We start from the raw sequence: 17,188 nt of genomic DNA, 5'->3' as shown, positions 1-17,188 counted from the left end.
TCTCGGTTCGTCGGAGTATCGCTCGCATGGCCGTAAATATCCATCGAGGTTTTGGCCGTGAGAAGGTCGTAATTAAACCCGAACACCGGGTCGCCGGTGGGGCGACAGGGAGGAGCCGGGACCTACTCTTCGTCGAGTTTCGCCCTGATCTTCTCGGCGGTGATCGGCATCTCGTTGATCCGGACGCCGACCGCCTCGCGGACGGCGTTCGAGATAGCGGGTGGCACCGTGTTGGTCGGCACCTCCGCGACCGACTTCGCGCCGAACGGGCCGGTCGGTTCGTGGGTCTCCACGAGGATGCTCTCGATTGGCGGCGTCTCGGACGCCGAGGGGAGGCCGTACTCGTCGAAGTCCGACACCTCCGCGCGGCCGTCCCCGTCGACCGTGATCCCCTCGCTGACGGCCATCTCGTAGCTCATGTGGTTCGCGCCCTCGACCTGTCCCTCGGCCATTCCGGGGTTGATGGCGACGCCGCAGTCGACCGCCACGACGAGCTTGTTGACCTCGAACTCGCCGGTTTCCTCGTCGACGGTCACGTCGGCGAACTGCGCGGCGAACGGCGGCGGGCTCTCCTCCGTGGAGTGGGTGCCCTTGCCGAGGATGTGCTCGCGGTCGTCGTGGCCGTACACCGACTCGTAGCCGACGTCCTCCAGCGTCACCGAGTCGCCGGTCGCCTCGCTGTACACCTCGCCGTCGGCCGTTTCCAGGTTCTCGACGGGTTCGTCCAGCATCCGGGACGCCCAGTCGAGGATCCGCTCCTTGGCGTCCTCGGCGGCCTTCTTGACGGCCATGCCGCTGATGTAGGTGGTCGAGGAGGCGTACGCGCCGTAGTCGAACGGCGTGTTGTCCGTGTCGGAGGACTTCACGACGACGTCGTCCTCGTCGCAGCCCAGCACCTCGGCGGCGATCTGGATGAACGCCGTGTCCGCGCCGGTGCCGATGTCGACGCCGCCGACCTGCAGGTGGAACGAGCCGTCCTCGTTCATCATGATCTGGGCCGCGCCGAGTTCGTCGCCGGCGACGCCGGTCCCCTGGGCGGACAGCGCCATCCCGATCCCGCGGTGGCGGCCGTCCTCGTCTGGCTGGTCGACGTCGTCCCAGCCGATCGCTTCCTTGCCGCGCTCGACGCACTCGTCGAGGCCGCAGGAGCGGATGCGGCGCTCGGCGCCCTCGCCGCCCATCATGCCGGCGATCTCGTCCAGGTCGCCGACCTCCATGTAGTGCTCCCGGCGGAACTCGACGGGGTCGAGCCCGAGGTCGCGGGCCACCTCGTCGAGGTGCCCCTCCAGCGCGAGCGTGCCCTGGGGCGCGCCGTAGCCCCGCATCGCGCCGGTCTGGGGCGTGTTCGTGTGGACGATGTCGGCCTCGAAGCGGACGTTTGGCACCTTCGAGTACAGCGGCATCGGCTTGCTGCCGACGTTGCCGGCGACGGTCATCCCGTGGCTGCCGTACGCGCCGGTGTTCGACAGCGCGTACAGCTCCATCGCCGCGATGTCGCCGTCGTCGGTGACGGCCGTCCGCGCCCGGACCTGCATCGGGTGCCGCGAGCGCATCGCGCCGAACTCCTCCTCGCGGCTGGCCTCGTACATGACGGGGCGGTCGGTCGCCAGCGACAGCGCCATCGGGATCGGCTCGACGACCATCGCCTGCTTGCCGCCGAACCCGCCGCCGACGCGCGGTTTCTTCACCCTGATGTCGCGGATCGGGACGTCGAACAGGTGGGCGAGCTGGCGGCGGGTGTGGTTGGGGACCTGCGTGCTCGTGATCACCACCTGCCGGTCGTCCTCGTCGGTGTAGGCGAGCGTCGTGTGCTTCTCGATCTGGGCGTGGGACTGCCGGATCGTCTCCCACTCCGTCTCGTGGACGTGGACGTCGTCGCGGGCCAGCGCGGCCTCGACGTCGCCGACCTCGCCGTCGATGTGTGCCATCCGGTTGCGCTCGTAGTCGTGGCCGACGATCCCGTTTTCGACCTCGCTCTCCGCGAACAGTTGCGGAGCGTCCGCGTCGAACGCCTCCTCGGGGTCGACGACGTGGTCGTGCTCCTCGTACTCGACATCGACGGCGTCGGCCGCGGCCGCCGCCGTGTCCGGGTCCTCGGCGGCGACGGCCGCGACCGGGTCGCCGACGTATCGGACGTGTTCGTTGAGCACGTTCATGTCCCACGGGCTCGGCTCGGGGTACGACTGGCCGGCGCTCGTGTACTTGGCGTCCGGCACCGCCTCGGACCACGGCGTGAGCACGGCGTGGACGTCGTCCATCGCCTCGGCCGCGTCCGTGTCGACGTCGGTCACGCGGCCGTGGGGCACCTCGCTGCGGACGACCGCCGCGTGGGCGAGGTCCGGGAACCGCTCCCCGTAGTCCGCGGTGTACTTCGCCTGCCCGGTGACGAGCTTCCGGTCGTCGTACTTCTCGGCGGGCTGCGAGACGCTGTCGCGCTCCTCGGGGGCCTTGTCGTTGTTCGCCGGTTCGTCCCACTCGAGGGGGTGTTCCTCGAACGCCTCGCGCTCGTCCGTCGCCGGCTGGGAAGCGGTGCCGCCGTCGGGTGCGGGGTCGGTCCGGTCGTCACTCATGGGTCTCTCCCTCCTCGTCGGGCCGCGCGCCGCCGTCGGCCGCGACCCGGCCTCCGTCCATGCGGTCGGCCGCGTCGAGGATCGCCTCGACGGGCTTCTGGTAGCCGGTGCAGCGACAGCGGTTGTCGTCGATGGCCTCGCGGACCTCCGCCTCGGTCGGGTCCGGGTTCTCCGCCAGCAGCGACTCCGCCTCGATTATCATCCCGGGGATGCAGAAGCCACACTGGACGGCGAAGTGGTCGACGAACGCGGCCTGGATCGGGTGGAGGTCGTCCTGGGTCCCGAGGGCCGCGATCGTCCGCACGTCCGCGCCGTCGGCCTCGCTGGCGTCGACGCCACAGGCCATCACGACCTCGCCGTCGACGAACACCTTCGACGCGCCGCAGACGCCGCCGTCGCAGCCGCATTTCACGCCGGTGTAGCCGTTGCGTCGCAGTACCGTCGCCAGGTCGTCGTCCGGTCCGACCGTCGCGGTCGTCGGATCGTCGTTGACAGTCAGTTGAATTTCCACGGTAGTTCCTCCGTTAAGGGGTGCCACGCGCGGGCACGTCGTAGGTGAAGATGCGGGATACCCTCACATATAACTATGGGTGAGCCTCACACTGTCGAGCCACACTGTGGCACGCGCCGGCGGGGCGGTGTGCCACAGGCGAACGGCCCAGCGGCCAGTGTGGCACACGTCCCACAGCCCCGGCAAACGGGCGTGCCCGTCGTGACAGGGGTACCGACCCGAACCGTTATCTCGGTCGATGGACACGTGCGGATATGACACGGCGTTCGACCAGCCGTCGCTCGTACCTCGCCGCCGTCGGCGGCGCGGCCCTGACCGGCGGTTGCCTCGGAGGAACGGGTACGTCCACGGTGCGGATGGGCGTCGTCCCCGACGTCGACCCGGACACCGCGGTCCAGCAAAACACCGGGCTCGCGGAGTACCTGGAGAGCCACCTCGACGCCACCGTCGACGTCGACACGTCGGCGGACTACGCGGGGATGGTCCGGGCGATGGCCGCCGAACAGGTCGACCTCGCGTACTTCGGCGGCGTCTCGTACATCCTCGCCCGCCACCGCGCGGACGCCGAACCCGTCGTCGTCGGGTCGGAGGGCGGGTCGACGGAGTGGCACTCCGCGTTCGTCGCCCACGCGGACGGGCCGTCGAGCATGGAGGACGTCGTCGCCGCGCCCGGCGACTACGACCTCGTCTTCGGCGACCCGATCAGCACCAGCGGGACGGTGATGCCGACGTACTACCTCCGAACGGAGTTCGACACGCGACCCGACGACTTCGCCTCGACCACCCACGTCGGCGCGCACGACGCCACGGCCGGGGCGATAGCCAACGCGAGCGGCGACGTCGGCGCGCTGAACGCCCGCATCTACGACGCGCTCGTCGAGAGCGGCGACGTCGGCGACGACGTCGTCGAACTGTGGCGCACGCCGGGGTTCCCGGACTACCCGTGGGCCGTCGCCCCGACCGTCGACTCGGACCGGGTGGGGCGCATCCGGGAGGCGTTCATGAAGCTTGACGACCGCGACCGGACGGGGATACTCGACACCCAGAACGTCGATGAGTACGTCCCCGTGAGCCACGACGACTTCACGTCGCTGAACGAGGGCGTCGAGATGGCCGGGCTGCTCGACGGGGACGAGTCGGGGGCGAACCCGTGACCGACGCCGGCTCCGAACTCCGCTTCGACGGCGTCACGGCGTCGTTCGACGGGGAGCGGGTCCTCGACGACGTGTCCTTCCACGTCGAGGAGGGGGAGCGCGTCGCGCTCGTCGGTCCCTCGGGCGCGGGCAAGACGACCCTGCTCCGGGTCGCCAACGGCTCGGTGCGCCCCGACAGCGGGCGGGTCGTGCTCGACGGCGAGCCGGCGACCAGCGACGACGTCGCGGTCGCCTACGGCGGCGACACGCTCGTCGACCGGCGAACGGCGCTGTCGAACGTCCTCGGCGGACGGATGGGCGAGCTTCCGTGGTGGCGCGGGCTGCTTGAACCGCTGGCACCGCGGCGACCCGGGCCGGCCCTGGACGCGCTGGCGGCGGTGGGCCTCCGGGGGAAAGCGGACGTGCGGGCCGACCGCCTCAGTGCCGGCGAACGCCAGCGGGTCGCCTTCGCCCGCGCGGTGGTTCGGGACGTGCCGGCCATGCTGGCCGACGAGCCGACGGCGAACCTCGACCCCGCCTCGCGGGCGAACGTGCTCGACGTGCTGGAGGCGGCCGCCGGCGACCGCGTCCTCCTGACCGTGCTGCACGATGTGGACCTGGCGGTGGAGCGCTACGACCGGATCGTGGGGCTGGCGGACGGCCGCGTGCGGTTCGACGAACCGGCCGCCGAGGTGACCGACGACCGGCTCGCGGCCCTGTTCGCGGCGGGTGCATCCACCCCGGGCGGCGGCGACGGGCCGGAGCACGGACCCGGGACGGAAGCGGTATCGGAGTACCCCCGGCGGGAGCCCGAGTGGCATGTCTGACGGGCCGCCGAACCGAACGGCGGAGTTCGACCCCGGCACCGGCGCGTCGGTCCTCTCGAAGCGAGGGCTGGGGTGGGCGCTGGCCGCGGCGGTCCTGGTCCTGCTCTCGGCGTGGGTCGCGGAGGTCGACGTGGCCGCGCTGGTCTCGCCGGGGGCGCGCGAGCAGTTGCTGGCGTTCGTCGCCGAGGGGGTCCCGCCCGACACGAGCGGCGACTACCTGTTCGGCCGGACGCTCAGGGACGGCCTGCTGTGGGCCGTCGTCGAGACGCTCGCGATCAGCGTCGTGGCCACGGTGATTGCCGTCGGACTGGCCGTCCCGCTGGCGCTGCTGGCCGCGGCGACGGTCACCTACCGGGGGCCGCTGTACGCCGACGCCTCCGATACGCGCCGTGCGGTCGGCCGCGCGGTCGCCGGCGGGAGCCGCTTTCTCCTCAGCTTCCTCCGCTCGGTCCCGGGGCTGGTCTGGGGCTTTTTGTTCGTCACCGCCGTGGGCCTGGGCCCCTTCGCCGGCGCGCTGGCGCTTGGCGTCCACAACGCCGGCGTCCTCGGCAAACTGTACGCGGACTTCCTGGAGGACACCGACCCGCGGACGACGGAGGCGGTTGTGACCGGCGGCGCGACCCGGTTCCAGGCGGTCTGTCACGGGATGGTGCCACAGGTGACCGCGACGGTCGCCTCGTACACGCTGTACCGCTGGGAGTGTACGATCCGCTCGGCGACGATCCTCGGCTTCGTCGGCGCGGGCGGCATCGGCTACTACCTCGTCGTCACCATCCAGCGGCTCCAGTACGCCAGGCTCGTGACGGCTATCGCCGCCGTCTTCGCGCTGGTCGTACTCGGCGACGTGCTCGCCGGGCGGCTCCGGCGTCAGCTCACCTGATCTGCCGTCGCGGCACAGGGGGACGGGACGCCCGGACGGCGCGGTCGCTCACTCGGCGGCCTTCGACCGGACGGCCTCCAGCAGTACCTCCGTGCCCGTCACAATGTCCTCCCACTCCGTGAACTCGCTCTCGCGGTGGCTGATGCCGTCGACGCTCGGGACGAAGATCATGCTCGTCGGGGCGATCTTGTTGAGGTAGTTCGCGTCGTGGCCGGCCCCGCTGACGAGCCGCGTGTACTCGCAGCCGACCGTCTCGGCGGCGTCGACGACCGTGTCGATACAGCTCTGGTCGAACGGGTCGGCGTCGACGCGCATGATCTCCTCGAACTCGTACTCGAGGCCCTCGCGCTCGGCGGCGTGGGCGATCTCCCGCTGGATCTGCTCGACGGCGGCGTCGACGACCGCGTCGTCGTACGACCGGAAGTCGACCGTGAACTCCACCGTCTCGGGGATCACGTTGATCGCGTTCGGCCACACGTCGACGCTGCCGACGGTGCCGACGAGGTCGGTGCCCTCCGTCGCCGTGAGCCGTCGGACGCTCCGGGTCACGTCGGCCGTCGCGACGAACGCGTCGTGGCGCATGTCCATCGGCGTCGGGCCGGCGTGGTTCGCCTGCCCCTCGAACGTCACGTTCATCCACGAAAAGCCGAACACGCCCTCGACGGCCGCGACCGGGAGGCCCTCCTGTTCGAGGAACGGCCCCTGCTCGACGTGCATCTCGAAGTAGCAATGGAGGTCGCGGGGCTCGCAGGGCGCGTCGCCCTTGTAGCCGATGCGCTCCAGTTCCTCGCCGAACCTCTTGCCGTCCTTGTCCTCGCGCTCGTAGGCGTACTCCAGGTCGAACTGGTCGCAGAACACGCCGCTGCCGAGCATGTCGGGCTGGAACCGCACCCCCTCCTCGTTGCTCCAGGCGACGACCTCCAGCGGGCGGTCGGTGGTCACGTCCGCGTCGTTCAGCGCCTCGACGGCCTCCAGCGCGCCGAGGACGCCGACCACGCCGTCGTACCGGCCGCCGTTGTACTGGCTGTCGACGTGGGATCCAAACAGAACCGGGTCCGCATCGGGGTTCGCGCCCGCCCGCCGGCCGAAGATGTTGCCCATCTCGTCGACCGTGACCGCCAGCCCCGCCTCGCGGAACCACTCGACGACGGTGTCCCTGGCCGCCTTGTTCTCGTCGGAGAGGCTCGGCCGGTTCACGCCGCCGTTCTCGGTCGCGCCGATATCGCTGAACTCGTCGAACCGCCGGCGGAACCGCTCGCCATCGACTGTCGGGTCTGCCATACGCGACACCTCTCGGAGTGCCACCTTCAACATTGTGCCGGCGCGACGTGTGTGGCGTGGTAACGACCGAAAGAACAATACCCCGGAGCGACACACACTGGTGATATGACCGCCACGGACGGGTCTATCGAGTTTCGAAACGCCCGGGTCCTCGACGGGAGCGGCCGCCCCCCGTTCTCCGCGCACGTCCTCGTCGCCGACGGGCGCGTCAGGCGGGTCGGCGAGGACCCGGCGGGGGCCGACCGCGAGGTCGACCTCGACGGCTCCTACCTCGCCCCCGGCTTCGTCGACATGCACGCCCACTCGGAACTGCGCCTGTTCGATCACCCCGGCGCGGCGGAGAAGCTCACCCAGGGGATCACGACTGAGGTGCTGGGACAGGACGGGGTGAGCGTCGCGCCGGTTCCGGCGGACCTCAAGGCCGAGTGGGCCGAGCGGGTCGCCTCGCTCGACGGGACCTTCGACGGGACGTGGCCGTGGAACGACGTCGGGGGCTATCTCGACGAACTCGACGCCGCCTCGCCCGCCGTGAACTGCGCGTACTACGCGCCCCACGGCAACCTCCGCTCGCTGCTGACGGGGTTCGAGGACAGGCCGGTTGGGACCGAGAACGTCGCCGCCGCCGGGACGAACCGGGAGATCACGGTCGGGGGGACGCGGGCGGAAGCCGGGCACGGGGCCGCGCCCGGCGCGCTCGGCGTGCTCCAGACCGAACTCGACGCCGCCATCGACCAGGGCGCGTTCGGCATGTCGAAGGGGATGATCTACCCCCCGAGCTCCTACGCCCGGGAGGACGAACTGGAGGCGCTCGCCGAGACGCTCGCCGCGCGCGACTCCTTTATGGTCTCGCACGTCTGGAACGAGACGGATCGGGTCGTCGAGTCCATCGAGCGCTACCTCGACATCTGCCGGCGGGCGGGCTGTCACGCTCACGTCTCCCACCTCAAGGTCGGCGGCGAGGCCAACTGGGGCGACTCCGAGGCCGTCCTCGACCTGTTCGACGAGGCCGAGGCGGCCGGCCAGCGCGTCACGTTCGACCAGTACCCCTACACCGCGGGGTCGACGATGCTCACGGCGCTGCTCCCGCCGTGGGCGCGGCAGGGCGACTCCGAGGACATCCTCGACCGGCTGGAAGTCCCCGGCACCGTCGAGGAGATAGCCGCGGACATCGACGCCCCCGGCGAGTGGGAGAACCTCGCCCGCGCGGCCGGCACCTGGGACAACATCCTCGTCACGCGGACGGGGAGCGGCGACCACCAGGGGGAGACGATAGCGTCGATCGCCGACGAGCGAGGCCTCGACCCGGTCCCCGCGATGTGCGGGCTCCTGGTCGAGGAGGAACTCGACGTGACGATGGCCGACTTCATCATGGCCGAGGAGGACATCCAGCGCTTCCTCGCGGACGGCCGCGGCACCTTCTGTACCGACGGCATCTTCGGCGGCAAACCACATCCCCGGGTGCTGGGCAGTTTCGGCCGCATCCTCGAACGCTACGTCCGCGAGCGCGACGTGCTGTCGCCGGCCGCGATGGCGCGCAAGGCCGCCGGCCACCCGGCGGACATCCTCGGTCTCGACGACCGCGGCTACGTGCGGGAGGGGTACGTGGCCGACCTCGTCGCGTTCGACCTGGAGGCGGTGTCGGCGAACGCCACCTACGAGGAGCCGCTCCAGTACACCGGCGGGTTCGAGTTCGTGCTGGTCGGCGGCAGGGTCGCCGTGGAGGACGGCGAGTCGACCGGCGTCCGCAACGGCGACGTGTTGCGCTCGACCGAGGAGTGGGGCGGCGAGACGCGGCCGACGCTCGACCGGTCGGCGGCGGAGTGACGGCCGCGCGGCGAGGCAACTCCCATCGCTCGAAACGGATCCCGCCGCCGCCCCGCGATCGCCCGCCGACCGAGCGTGTGGTTCTCACCCATACTTATTTACCCGGCGTAGGAATAGATGCCAACGGACTTCCAATGAGCGCTAGCAAACAGGTGTTCGACAGAGGCGACCGTGTGGGCATCTACTTGCAGGACAAACACTCCCTGCAGGAGAACCTAGACCTCGTCCAGTACGCGGAACGGCAGGGGATCGACGAGGTGTGGCAGGCGGAGTCACGGCTCGCCCGGGACGGGGTCACGCCGCTCGGCGCGTACGCGGCGGTGACCGACGAGATCAAACTCGGCACGGGCGTCATCAACAACTGGACGCGAAACGCCGCCCTCATCGCCCAGACAATGAGCACCCTGGAGGAACTCGCCGGGCCGGACCGGATCCAGTGTGGGATCGGGGCCTGGTGGGACCCGCTCGCCGAGAAGGTCGGCATCGACCGGAGCGGCGCGCTCCGGGCCATGCGCGAGTGCGTCGAGGTGACCCAGGACCTGCTGGCCATGGAGAACGTCACCTACGACGGCGACTTCGTCCAGATGCGCGACGTGGAACTGGACGTGGTCCACGGCGACGACGGGCCGCGGACGGTCCCCGTCTACGTCGGCGCGACCGGGTTCAAGATGCTCGAACTCACCGGCCACTTCGCCGACGGGGCCGTGCTGAACTACCTCGTCAGCCCCGAGTACAACCAGAAGGCCCTCGACGCGCTCGAAACCGGCGCGGAGCGGGGCGGGCGCTCGCTGGAGGACATCGACCGCCCGCAACTGGTCGTCTGCTCGATGGACCACGACGTCGACGTGGCGCTCGACAACGCCCGCGAACTCATCACCCAGTACCTCGGCCAGCAGCCCCACATCATGAAGGCAAGCGGCGTGAGCCAGGACCTCATCGACGAGGTGGGCGAGGCCATCGGCGGGTGGCCGGCCGACAAGGAGGACATCGAGGAGGGGATGGACCTTATCCCCGACGAGGTCGTCCACAAGCTCACCGCCAGCGGCACCCCGGAGCAGTGCCGCGAGAAGGTCCGCGAGTACGCCGAGAACGGCTGCCAGTGCCCGGTCCTCTACCCGCTGGGCGACGACCGCGAACTGATGATAGACGAGTTCGCGGACGGCTACCTGTAACGGTCCGGCGTCCGACGACTCGGCGCGCCCGCGGCGTGCCACGGTCGCCGCCCCCGCAACACGACGGCCAGCGAGCCGTCAAGCGAAATGGCGTGAACCCGGTCGGCGGCCGCCTCAGTCGTCGGCCGCGGCGGCCTCGCCGAACAGCGCCTCGACCTCGGAGAGTTCGGGGTCGATCCGGTTCACGTCGCCGGTCGCCGCCTTCGCGCTCTCGGTGTCCTTGAGGCCGAAGCCGGTCGAGACGACCACGACCGTCTCGTCCTCGTCGATGATGCCGTCCGCCAGCGCCTGCTTGACGCCGGCCACGGGCGTCGCGCCCGCCGGCTCGGAGTAGATGCCCTCGGTGCTGCCCAGCAGCTTCTCGGCCTCGAGTATCTCCTCGTCGGAGACGAGCACGGTGTCGCCGCCGCTCTGGGCGGGCGCACGGCAGGCCTTGATCGTGTTACGTGGCCGGCCGACGGCGATGCTGTCGGCGACCGTGTCCGCGATGTCGTCGACGTCGTCGTGGCCCTGGAACGCGTCGTGGATCGCCGACGCGCCCTCGGCCTGCACGCCGAGCATCTTCGGGTGGTCGTCGACGTAGCCCAGGTCGTAGAACTCCTTGAACCCCTTCCACGCGCCGGCGATCGTACAGCCGTCGCCCATCGAGAACACGACCCAGTCGGGCACCTCGCCGCGGACCTTCGACTGCTCAGCGAGTTCGTGGCCGACGGTGCGTTTGCCCTCCACCTGGAAGGGGTTGATCGCGGCGTTGCGGTTGTACCAGCCGTACTCCTCGGTGACCTCGACGCTCAGGTCGTACGCCTCGTCGTACGAACCGTTGACCGCGAGCACGTCCGCGCCGTACACGAGCGGCTGGGCGAGCTTGCCGACCGGCGCGTCGCCGGGCACGAAGATGCGACAGTCCAGCCCGCCGCGGGCCGCGTAGCCCGAGAGCGACGCCGCCGCGTTCCCCGTCGAGGCGCAGGTGATGATGTCGCGGCCGGCGTGTCGCGCCTTCGTCACCGCGATGGAACTGGCGCGGTCCTTGAAGCAGCCGGTCGGGTTCCGGCCGTCGTCCTTGACGAGCGTCTCGACGCCGAGGGCCTCGCTCAGGTTCGGCGCGTCGAACAGGTCTGTGCCGCCCTCGTTCAGCGTCACGACGTCGGCGTCGTCGTCGACCGGCAGGAACGCCTCGTACTTCCACTGGCTCCGGATGTTCCCGTCGAGGTCGGCGTCGAACTCGTCGTCTATCACGTCGTAGTCGTACGTGACCTCCAGGATCCCCTTGACGCCCTCGTGCTCGGGGCAGGTGTAGATGATCCGGTCCGGGTCGTACTCCTTCCCGCAGATAGTGCACTCTAGCGCGGTGACATGCTCCATTGCCATACGCGGGACCACGCGAGGCCACCACTAAAAACCACGCGTCACCGCGGGTAACGCGCCCGACGCCGCCGCGACCCGACGACCGTGTAGGCGCGGCATGCACCGAGCGATCACGCTACGCCCGCGGGAGGAACTCCCCGCGGCCGGGCGCGGACCGCACCTCGTGGTCCCGGGCGACCACCTCGCCGCCCGCGAGGACGGTGTCGACGCGCGCGCTCCACTCGCGGCCCTCGTACGGCGTCCAGCCGCCGACGAACGTCAGGTCGTCGGCCGACACCTCAAACCGCTCCTCCCGGACGAGCGCGACGTCCGCGTCGGTCCCCTCGCGGAGCGACCCCTTCCGCGGGTAGACGCCGGCTTCCTTCGCCGGACGGGCGCAGACGAGTTCGTGGAGCCGCGGCCATGAGAGCCGCCCCTCGTGGACGCCCTCGCTGACGAGGAACTCCAGCATCGTCTCGATGCTCGGCAGGCCGGCGTAGGGCTCCCAGATGTCGTCCCACCCGCGCTCGCGCTCCGCGCGGTACGTCGGGAAGTGCTCGCTCGCGACCAGGTCTATCGTCCCGTCCCGCACCGCCGTCCAGAGTCGGTCGACCTCCTCGGGCGATTTGAGGCTCGGATTGACCTTCAGGAACGGCCCCTTCTCCGCGACGTCCGCCTTCGAGAACGCGAGGTAGTGCGGACACGTTTCGAGGGTGACCGGGACGTTCGCGCGGGACTTGAACCGGCCGCCCTCCCGCGCGCCGCTCCCGCTGGAGACGTGGACGACGTGGAGGGGACAGTCGGCGTACTCCGCGAACCAGCCCATCCTGCTTATCGCGTCGAGTTCCGCCTCCAGCGGCCGCGAGTCCATGTACACCTCGGGGTCGTCGCCGTCGACCCCCGCGCGGGCGTGGTCCAGTATCCCCTGGCTCTCGCAGTGGACCCGGACCTTGCCGCCGGCCTCGCCGACCCGCTCCATCAGCGAGACGATCGTCCCGTCGTCCGCGAGGTACGGCTCCGCGGTGAACGTCTTGAAGTCCCGCGTTCCCTCGGCACCGACCGCCTCGACGTCGATCCCCGGCTCCTCGACGTTGCCGGCGACCAGCCCGAAGTCGACGTGGGCGAGGTCGCCACACTGCTCGCGCTTGCGCCGGAACGCCTCGGGCGTGGTGACGGGCGTCTGGGTCGGGAGTTCGACGACGGTTGTCACCCCGCCGGCGACGGCGCTCGCCGTCTCCGAGGCGAAGTCGATCCCCTCCGGGAACAGTTCCGCGTCGTGCATGTGGTTGTGGACGTCGACGACGCCCGGCAGCGCGACCATGCCGTCGGCGTCGACCACGTCGGCCGCGTCGCGGTCGGTCGCGACCCCGGGCCCCACTGCTGCGATCTCCCCGTCGGCGATGGCGATGTCGCCGGTCCGGACGCCGGATGCGTCCACGATGCGCGCGTCCGTCACGAGCCGGTCGGTCATACGCCACACCGTGTGGTGGAGTACCAAAACGTTTGGCGTGCGACGGGTCGTCCCGGCCGCGCGGGAGGGTTCGATGTCCGACCCCGCCGCAGTCGCACGGTTACGGCGACAGGGACCGGCGGACGCCGCGTCCGGAGGTAGTTTTTTGTCGACCGACAGTATGTCACGAACTGTGATACTCAACGCAGGCACGCTCGTCACCATGAACGACGAGCGCGAGGTCCGGAAGGAGGTCCACGTCGTCGTGGAAAACGGCGAGGTCGTCGAGGTGGCGGACGGGTACGAAAGCGGCGAGGAGACGGTGGACGCCCGCGACGAGGTGGTCATTCCGGGGCTGGTGAACTGCCACACCCACATGTACGCGCTGCCGCTCCGCGGGGCACCGCTGTCCGCGTCCCCCGAGAGCTTCTACGAGGCGCTGGTCGATATCTGGTGGGAGGTCGACGAGGCGTTCACGGAGCGCGACGCGCGGCTGTCCGCGCTCGGCTCCTGCGCGGAGATGCTGGCCGGCGGCGTCACGACGTTTTGCGACAACTACTCCGGGCCGAACACGCTGCCCGGCGCGCTGGACGCCGTCGCCGAGGGCGTCGCCGCGACGCCGATCCGCGGCATGATCACGTTCGAGACGACGGCGCGCAACTCGGAGGCCGAGGCGCTGGACGGGATCGAGGAGAACCGCCGGTTCGTCCGTGAGGCCGAGGACGAGTACGACCGCGTCAGCGGGCACTACTGCCTCCACACGCTGTTTACGAACAGCGAGGACGTCGTCGAGGAGACCGTCGACCACGCGCTGGCGGACGACCGCCCCGTCCAGATCCACCTGGAGGAGGGGCTGGTCGATGTCCACGAGTCGATAAAGGAGTACGGCGAGCGGCCCGTCCCGGCGCTCGACGAGATGGGGTTTTTCGACGCCGACGTCATCGCCGCCCACTGCGTCCACTCGACGGAACGGGAGATAGGGATCCTCGCGGACAACGACGTGAAGGTCGCGCACAACCCGTACTCGAACGTCAACAACGCCGTCGGCATCGCGGACGTGGAGACGATGGCGGACCACGACCTGACGATCGGCATCGGGGACGACGGCTGGGACCCCGACATGTTCGAGACGATGCGCTCGGCCGCCGGGATCCACAAGCTGAAGGACAACGACCCGAGCGGCTTCGACAACGCCAAAGCCCTCGAGTGGGCGACGATCGGCAGCGCGGCGGTGCTCGGCATGGCCGACCGGGTCGGCAGCATCGAACCCGGCAAGCGCGCCGACTTCGTCACGCTCGACCTGGGGCCGAACCCGGTGCGGCCCGGGAGCGCGCCGTACTACGTCGTCAGCGCCGCGAGCCGTGCCGACGTGACGCGGACCGTCGTCGGCGGCGAGACGGTGTACACCCCCGAGGACGGTGTACGCGGCGTGGACGAAGCGGACATGGCCGCCGTGGGCGAGGCCAGCGCCGACCTCTGGGAACGCCTGTAACCGGCCGGGACCGCCGGGGCGCGTCGGCGGCCGCCGATTCTCCGTAACGGGCTTAGTCCGTTATCCGTGCCCGTCGGTTACGGGGCTCACGACCAATTCGTAACGGACTAAGGGCGTTACGGAAACGCCGCCTCGTGGCTGTGCCCGGTACGCCCCGTACACGGTCGTCAACATTTATTAGCGGAGCGGGGTGAAAGGCAGGTAATGCCAACCGAACCGGGGTGCAAGGTGGACACGACGGTCGAGCGATACGGGCTGGAGTCCGCGGACCCGGCCTACGAGTCGATCGACGACGGACTGCTCGCCCGGTGGCGGGGGACCGACGACCGCGCCCCGATGGGGTATCGCTCGCTCGCGGAGTGGTTCAACAAGCGCCTCCTGAAGCGGGTGTACGACGACCACGGGCGCGACGCCCTGGGGGCGCGCGTCGACAGCGACTACGAGGCGCTGCGAAGCGACGACGACCTCGTCAGCGAGGAGACGGTCGAGAGCCTCCGCGCGGACGGGATCGACGCGGAGGCGGTCCGCGACGCCATGGTGTCGTACGGGTCGATGCGGCGGCACCTGAAGGAGTGTCTCGGCGGGGAGAAGCCGACGCCGACCGCCGAGACGGAGTGGGAGCGCGAGAGCATCGAGAGGGCCCGCGGGGTCGCCCGGGAGAAAGCCGAGCGGGCGCTCTCCTCGCTCGACACGAAGGGGGAGATAGCGGGGGCCGCCGCCGCGGAGACCGAGGTGCAGATCCAGGTCGGCTGCAGTTCCTGTCCGACCCGGGTCCCGTTCGAGGTGGCGCTCGAACGCGGCTACGTCTGCGAACAGCACGACCGACCGATCGCCGCGACGGACGGACCATGACCTGGACCATCGAAATCGAGAACATCGCCGGCATACTGGACGGGCGCGCGACCGTCGACCCGGGGCTGAACGCGGTCAGGGGGTCGAACTGGCAGGGCAAGTCGAGCTTCATCGAGGCGATCAAGACGGCGCTGGGAACCTCGACGGAGCTGACCGAGGGCGAGGAGGCCGGCGGCGTCCGCCTGCAAACGCCCGACCGGGAGGTCGCGGTGGACCTCGTCCGCGAGAACGGGACCGTCCGACGCGACGGGACGCCGTACCTCGACGACGAGTACGACGCCATCCGTGCGGGGCTGTTCGCCTGCCTCGACGAGCGCAACGAGGTCCGGGGGGCCGTCCGCCGCGGGGAGAACCTGGAGGAGGAGCTCATGCGCCCGCTGGACTTCCAGAACCTCGACGATCGGATCGCCGACCTGACGCGCGAACGCGAGCAGGTCCAGTCCGAGCTCTCGGGCGCGAGGGAGGCGAAAAAGCGTCTCCCGGGCATCCAGGAGCGGGTCACGCAGCTCGAACGGGAGGTCGAGGAGCTCCGCGAGAAGCGCGACGCGCTGGACGCGACCGACGCGCCGGACGACGAGGAGGGGTCGCGGACCCGGCAGCAGCTCAGCGCGGCCCAGACCGAGCGGAGTCGGGCCGAAACCCGGATCGAGCGGCTGGAGCGGACCATCGAGCGGACCGAGGAGCGCCTCGACGAGCGCCGGGCCGAGCTGGCGGAACTGGAGCTACCTGAGGAGGAGGACGTCGAGAGCGAACTCGCGACGGCCCGGGAGAAGCTCCAGCGGGCGAAACGCGACTCCGAGGTGTTGCAGTCGGTGTACTCGGCCAACGAGCTGGTGCTGGAGGAGAGCCGGCTCGACCTCCTGACGGAGGTCAAGCGGGAGCTGACCGGCGACCGCGTCGTCTGCTGGACCTGCGGCGACGAGGCCGACCGCGGGGACCTGGAGGACCGGCTCGACGAACTCGGCGAGAAGGTCGCGGAGCTGCGCAGCCGGGCCGAGCGATACCGCGACGAGGTCGCCGAACTGGAGGCGCGCCGGGAGGAGCTGAGCCAGGCGAAACGCCGGAAGCGCGACCTGAACGCCGAGATAACGGAGCTGGAGGAGACACTTGCGGACAGGCGGGAGAGCCTGGCCGAGGCGGAGGAGCGGTACGAGGACGCGTCGGCGCGCGTCGAGGCGCTCGCCGAGGCGGTCGACGAGGAGGTCGAGGCCGTCTCCGACGTCGAGAGCGAGATCAAGTATCGCGAGGCCGAACTGGAGGACGCCAGGGGCGAACTGTCGGAGCTCGAAAGCCGCGCGGGGCAGGTGGAGACGCTCGAAGCCGAAAGCGAGGAGATCCGGACGGAGATACGGGAGCTCCGGAACCGGAAAGACGAGATCAAGCGCCGCGCCCGCGAGGCGTTCGACGAGGCGATGGACGACGTGCTGGCGCGGTTCGACGCGGGGTTCGAGACGGCGCGGCTCACCCCCGAGTTCGACCTTGTCGTCGCGCGCGACGGCCGCGAGGCGCGCCTGGACGCGCTGAGCGAGGGGGAACTGGAACTGCTCGGCTTCGTCGCGGCGCTCGCCGGCTACGAGTCGTTCGACGTGGCCGAGACGGTGCCGGTCCTGCTGGTCGACGGCGTCGGGGGGCTGGCCGACGACAACCTCCACACGCTGATCGACTACCTCCACGAGCGCACGGAGTACCTCGTGTTCACGGCCTACCCCGAGTACACCGCGTTCGAGGGCCGCGAGATCGACCCCGGGGAGTGGACCGTCGCGCGCGACGAGCGTGCCAGCGCCGACTGACCGCGCCCGGTCCGTGACGGCCCGCCGTGCTCCGGCGGAGAATGTTGCCGGTTAACGAACGC

The 17,188-nt window shown here is 70.4% G+C and carries 13 protein-coding genes; 8 read left to right on the top strand and 5 right to left on the bottom strand.

Annotated features, from left to right (window positions below; translation table 11 throughout):
• Positions 1-122 precede the first annotated feature (122 nt).
• Both EYW40_RS13105 and EYW40_RS13100 read right to left on the bottom strand, forming a co-directional pair.
• Positions 123-2,570, bottom strand: a complete 2,448-nt coding sequence (locus tag EYW40_RS13105; protein WP_135822103.1) for a xanthine dehydrogenase family protein molybdopterin-binding subunit — start codon at positions 2,568-2,570, stop codon at positions 123-125.
• The gene (locus EYW40_RS13100) at positions 2,563-3,081 is read right to left on the bottom strand and encodes a (2Fe-2S)-binding protein (protein WP_135822102.1); all 519 of its coding nucleotides are present in this window, start codon (positions 3,079-3,081) and stop codon (positions 2,563-2,565) included. Before EYW40_RS13100 ends, EYW40_RS13105 begins: the two co-directional genes overlap by 8 nt.
• 254 nt (positions 3,082-3,335) lie before the next feature.
• Between EYW40_RS13100 and phnD the strand changes: the two genes are divergently transcribed.
• From phnD to EYW40_RS13085, 3 genes are read left to right on the top strand one after another with little or no spacing between them, the layout of a single operon-like run.
• On the top strand, positions 3,336-4,235 hold the full coding sequence (gene phnD, locus EYW40_RS13095; protein ID WP_135822101.1) for a phosphate/phosphite/phosphonate ABC transporter substrate-binding protein: 900 nt from the start codon (positions 3,336-3,338) through the stop codon (positions 4,233-4,235).
• A complete protein-coding gene (locus tag EYW40_RS13090; protein ID WP_135822100.1) occupies positions 4,232-5,041 on the top strand; it encodes a phosphonate ABC transporter ATP-binding protein in 810 nt (269 codons plus the stop codon). The genes phnD and EYW40_RS13090 overlap by 4 nt, the downstream gene beginning before the upstream one ends.
• The gene (locus tag EYW40_RS13085) at positions 5,034-5,921 is read left to right on the top strand and encodes a PhnE/PtxC family ABC transporter permease (protein WP_135822099.1); all 888 of its coding nucleotides are present in this window, start codon (positions 5,034-5,036) and stop codon (positions 5,919-5,921) included. Before EYW40_RS13090 ends, EYW40_RS13085 begins: the two co-directional genes overlap by 8 nt.
• Positions 5,922-5,969: 48 nt before the next feature.
• On the opposite strand, the gene EYW40_RS13080 is transcribed toward EYW40_RS13085, so the two are convergent.
• A complete protein-coding gene (locus EYW40_RS13080) occupies positions 5,970-7,202 on the bottom strand; it encodes a Zn-dependent hydrolase (protein ID WP_135822098.1) in 1,233 nt (410 codons plus the stop codon).
• Between the two features lie 105 nt (positions 7,203-7,307).
• Here EYW40_RS13080 and EYW40_RS13075 point away from each other — a divergent pair, with 105 nt between their 5' ends.
• Positions 7,308-9,026: an N-acyl-D-amino-acid deacylase family protein gene (locus EYW40_RS13075; RefSeq protein ID WP_135822097.1), complete on the top strand. Its 1,719-nt coding sequence runs from the start codon at positions 7,308-7,310 to the stop codon at positions 9,024-9,026.
• A gap of 134 nt (positions 9,027-9,160) precedes the next feature.
• Positions 9,161-10,198: an LLM class flavin-dependent oxidoreductase gene (locus EYW40_RS13070; protein ID WP_135822096.1), complete on the top strand. Its 1,038-nt coding sequence runs from the start codon at positions 9,161-9,163 to the stop codon at positions 10,196-10,198.
• Between the two features lie 114 nt (positions 10,199-10,312).
• Here the strand turns inward: EYW40_RS13070 and thrC are convergent, their stop codons facing one another.
• Both thrC and EYW40_RS13060 read right to left on the bottom strand, forming a co-directional pair.
• Positions 10,313-11,566, bottom strand: coding sequence for a threonine synthase (gene thrC / locus EYW40_RS13065; RefSeq protein ID WP_135822095.1), 1,254 nt, complete (start codon positions 11,564-11,566; stop codon positions 10,313-10,315).
• A 112-nt stretch (positions 11,567-11,678) separates the two neighbouring features.
• On the bottom strand, positions 11,679-13,013 hold the full coding sequence (locus EYW40_RS13060; protein WP_135822094.1) for a dihydroorotase: 1,335 nt from the start codon (positions 13,011-13,013) through the stop codon (positions 11,679-11,681).
• Positions 13,014-13,185: 172 nt separating this feature from the next.
• Here EYW40_RS13060 and EYW40_RS13055 point away from each other — a divergent pair, with 172 nt between their 5' ends.
• The 3 genes from EYW40_RS13055 (at position 13,186) to EYW40_RS13045 (ending at position 17,126) form a co-directional block, all read left to right on the top strand.
• Entirely contained in the window at positions 13,186-14,484 is a 1,299-nt protein-coding gene (locus EYW40_RS13055; RefSeq protein WP_135822093.1) for an amidohydrolase family protein, read from the top strand.
• Positions 14,485-14,688: 204 nt separating this feature from the next.
• Positions 14,689-15,336 (top strand): rod-determining factor RdfA, encoded by a 648-nt coding sequence (gene rdfA, locus EYW40_RS13050; protein WP_135822092.1) that lies wholly within the window; start codon positions 14,689-14,691, stop codon positions 15,334-15,336.
• Complete coding sequence (locus tag EYW40_RS13045; protein ID WP_135822091.1) at positions 15,333-17,126, top strand: archaea-specific SMC-related protein; 1,794 nt, start codon at positions 15,333-15,335, stop codon at positions 17,124-17,126. The genes rdfA and EYW40_RS13045 overlap by 4 nt, the downstream gene beginning before the upstream one ends.
• Positions 17,127-17,188 lie beyond the last annotated feature (62 nt).

This window comes from Halostella litorea, assembly GCF_004785955.1.
Classification (GTDB): Archaea; Halobacteriota; Halobacteria; order Halobacteriales; family Natronoarchaeaceae; genus Halostella; species Halostella litorea.
This window is presented reverse-complemented; position numbering and strand designations above follow the sequence as displayed.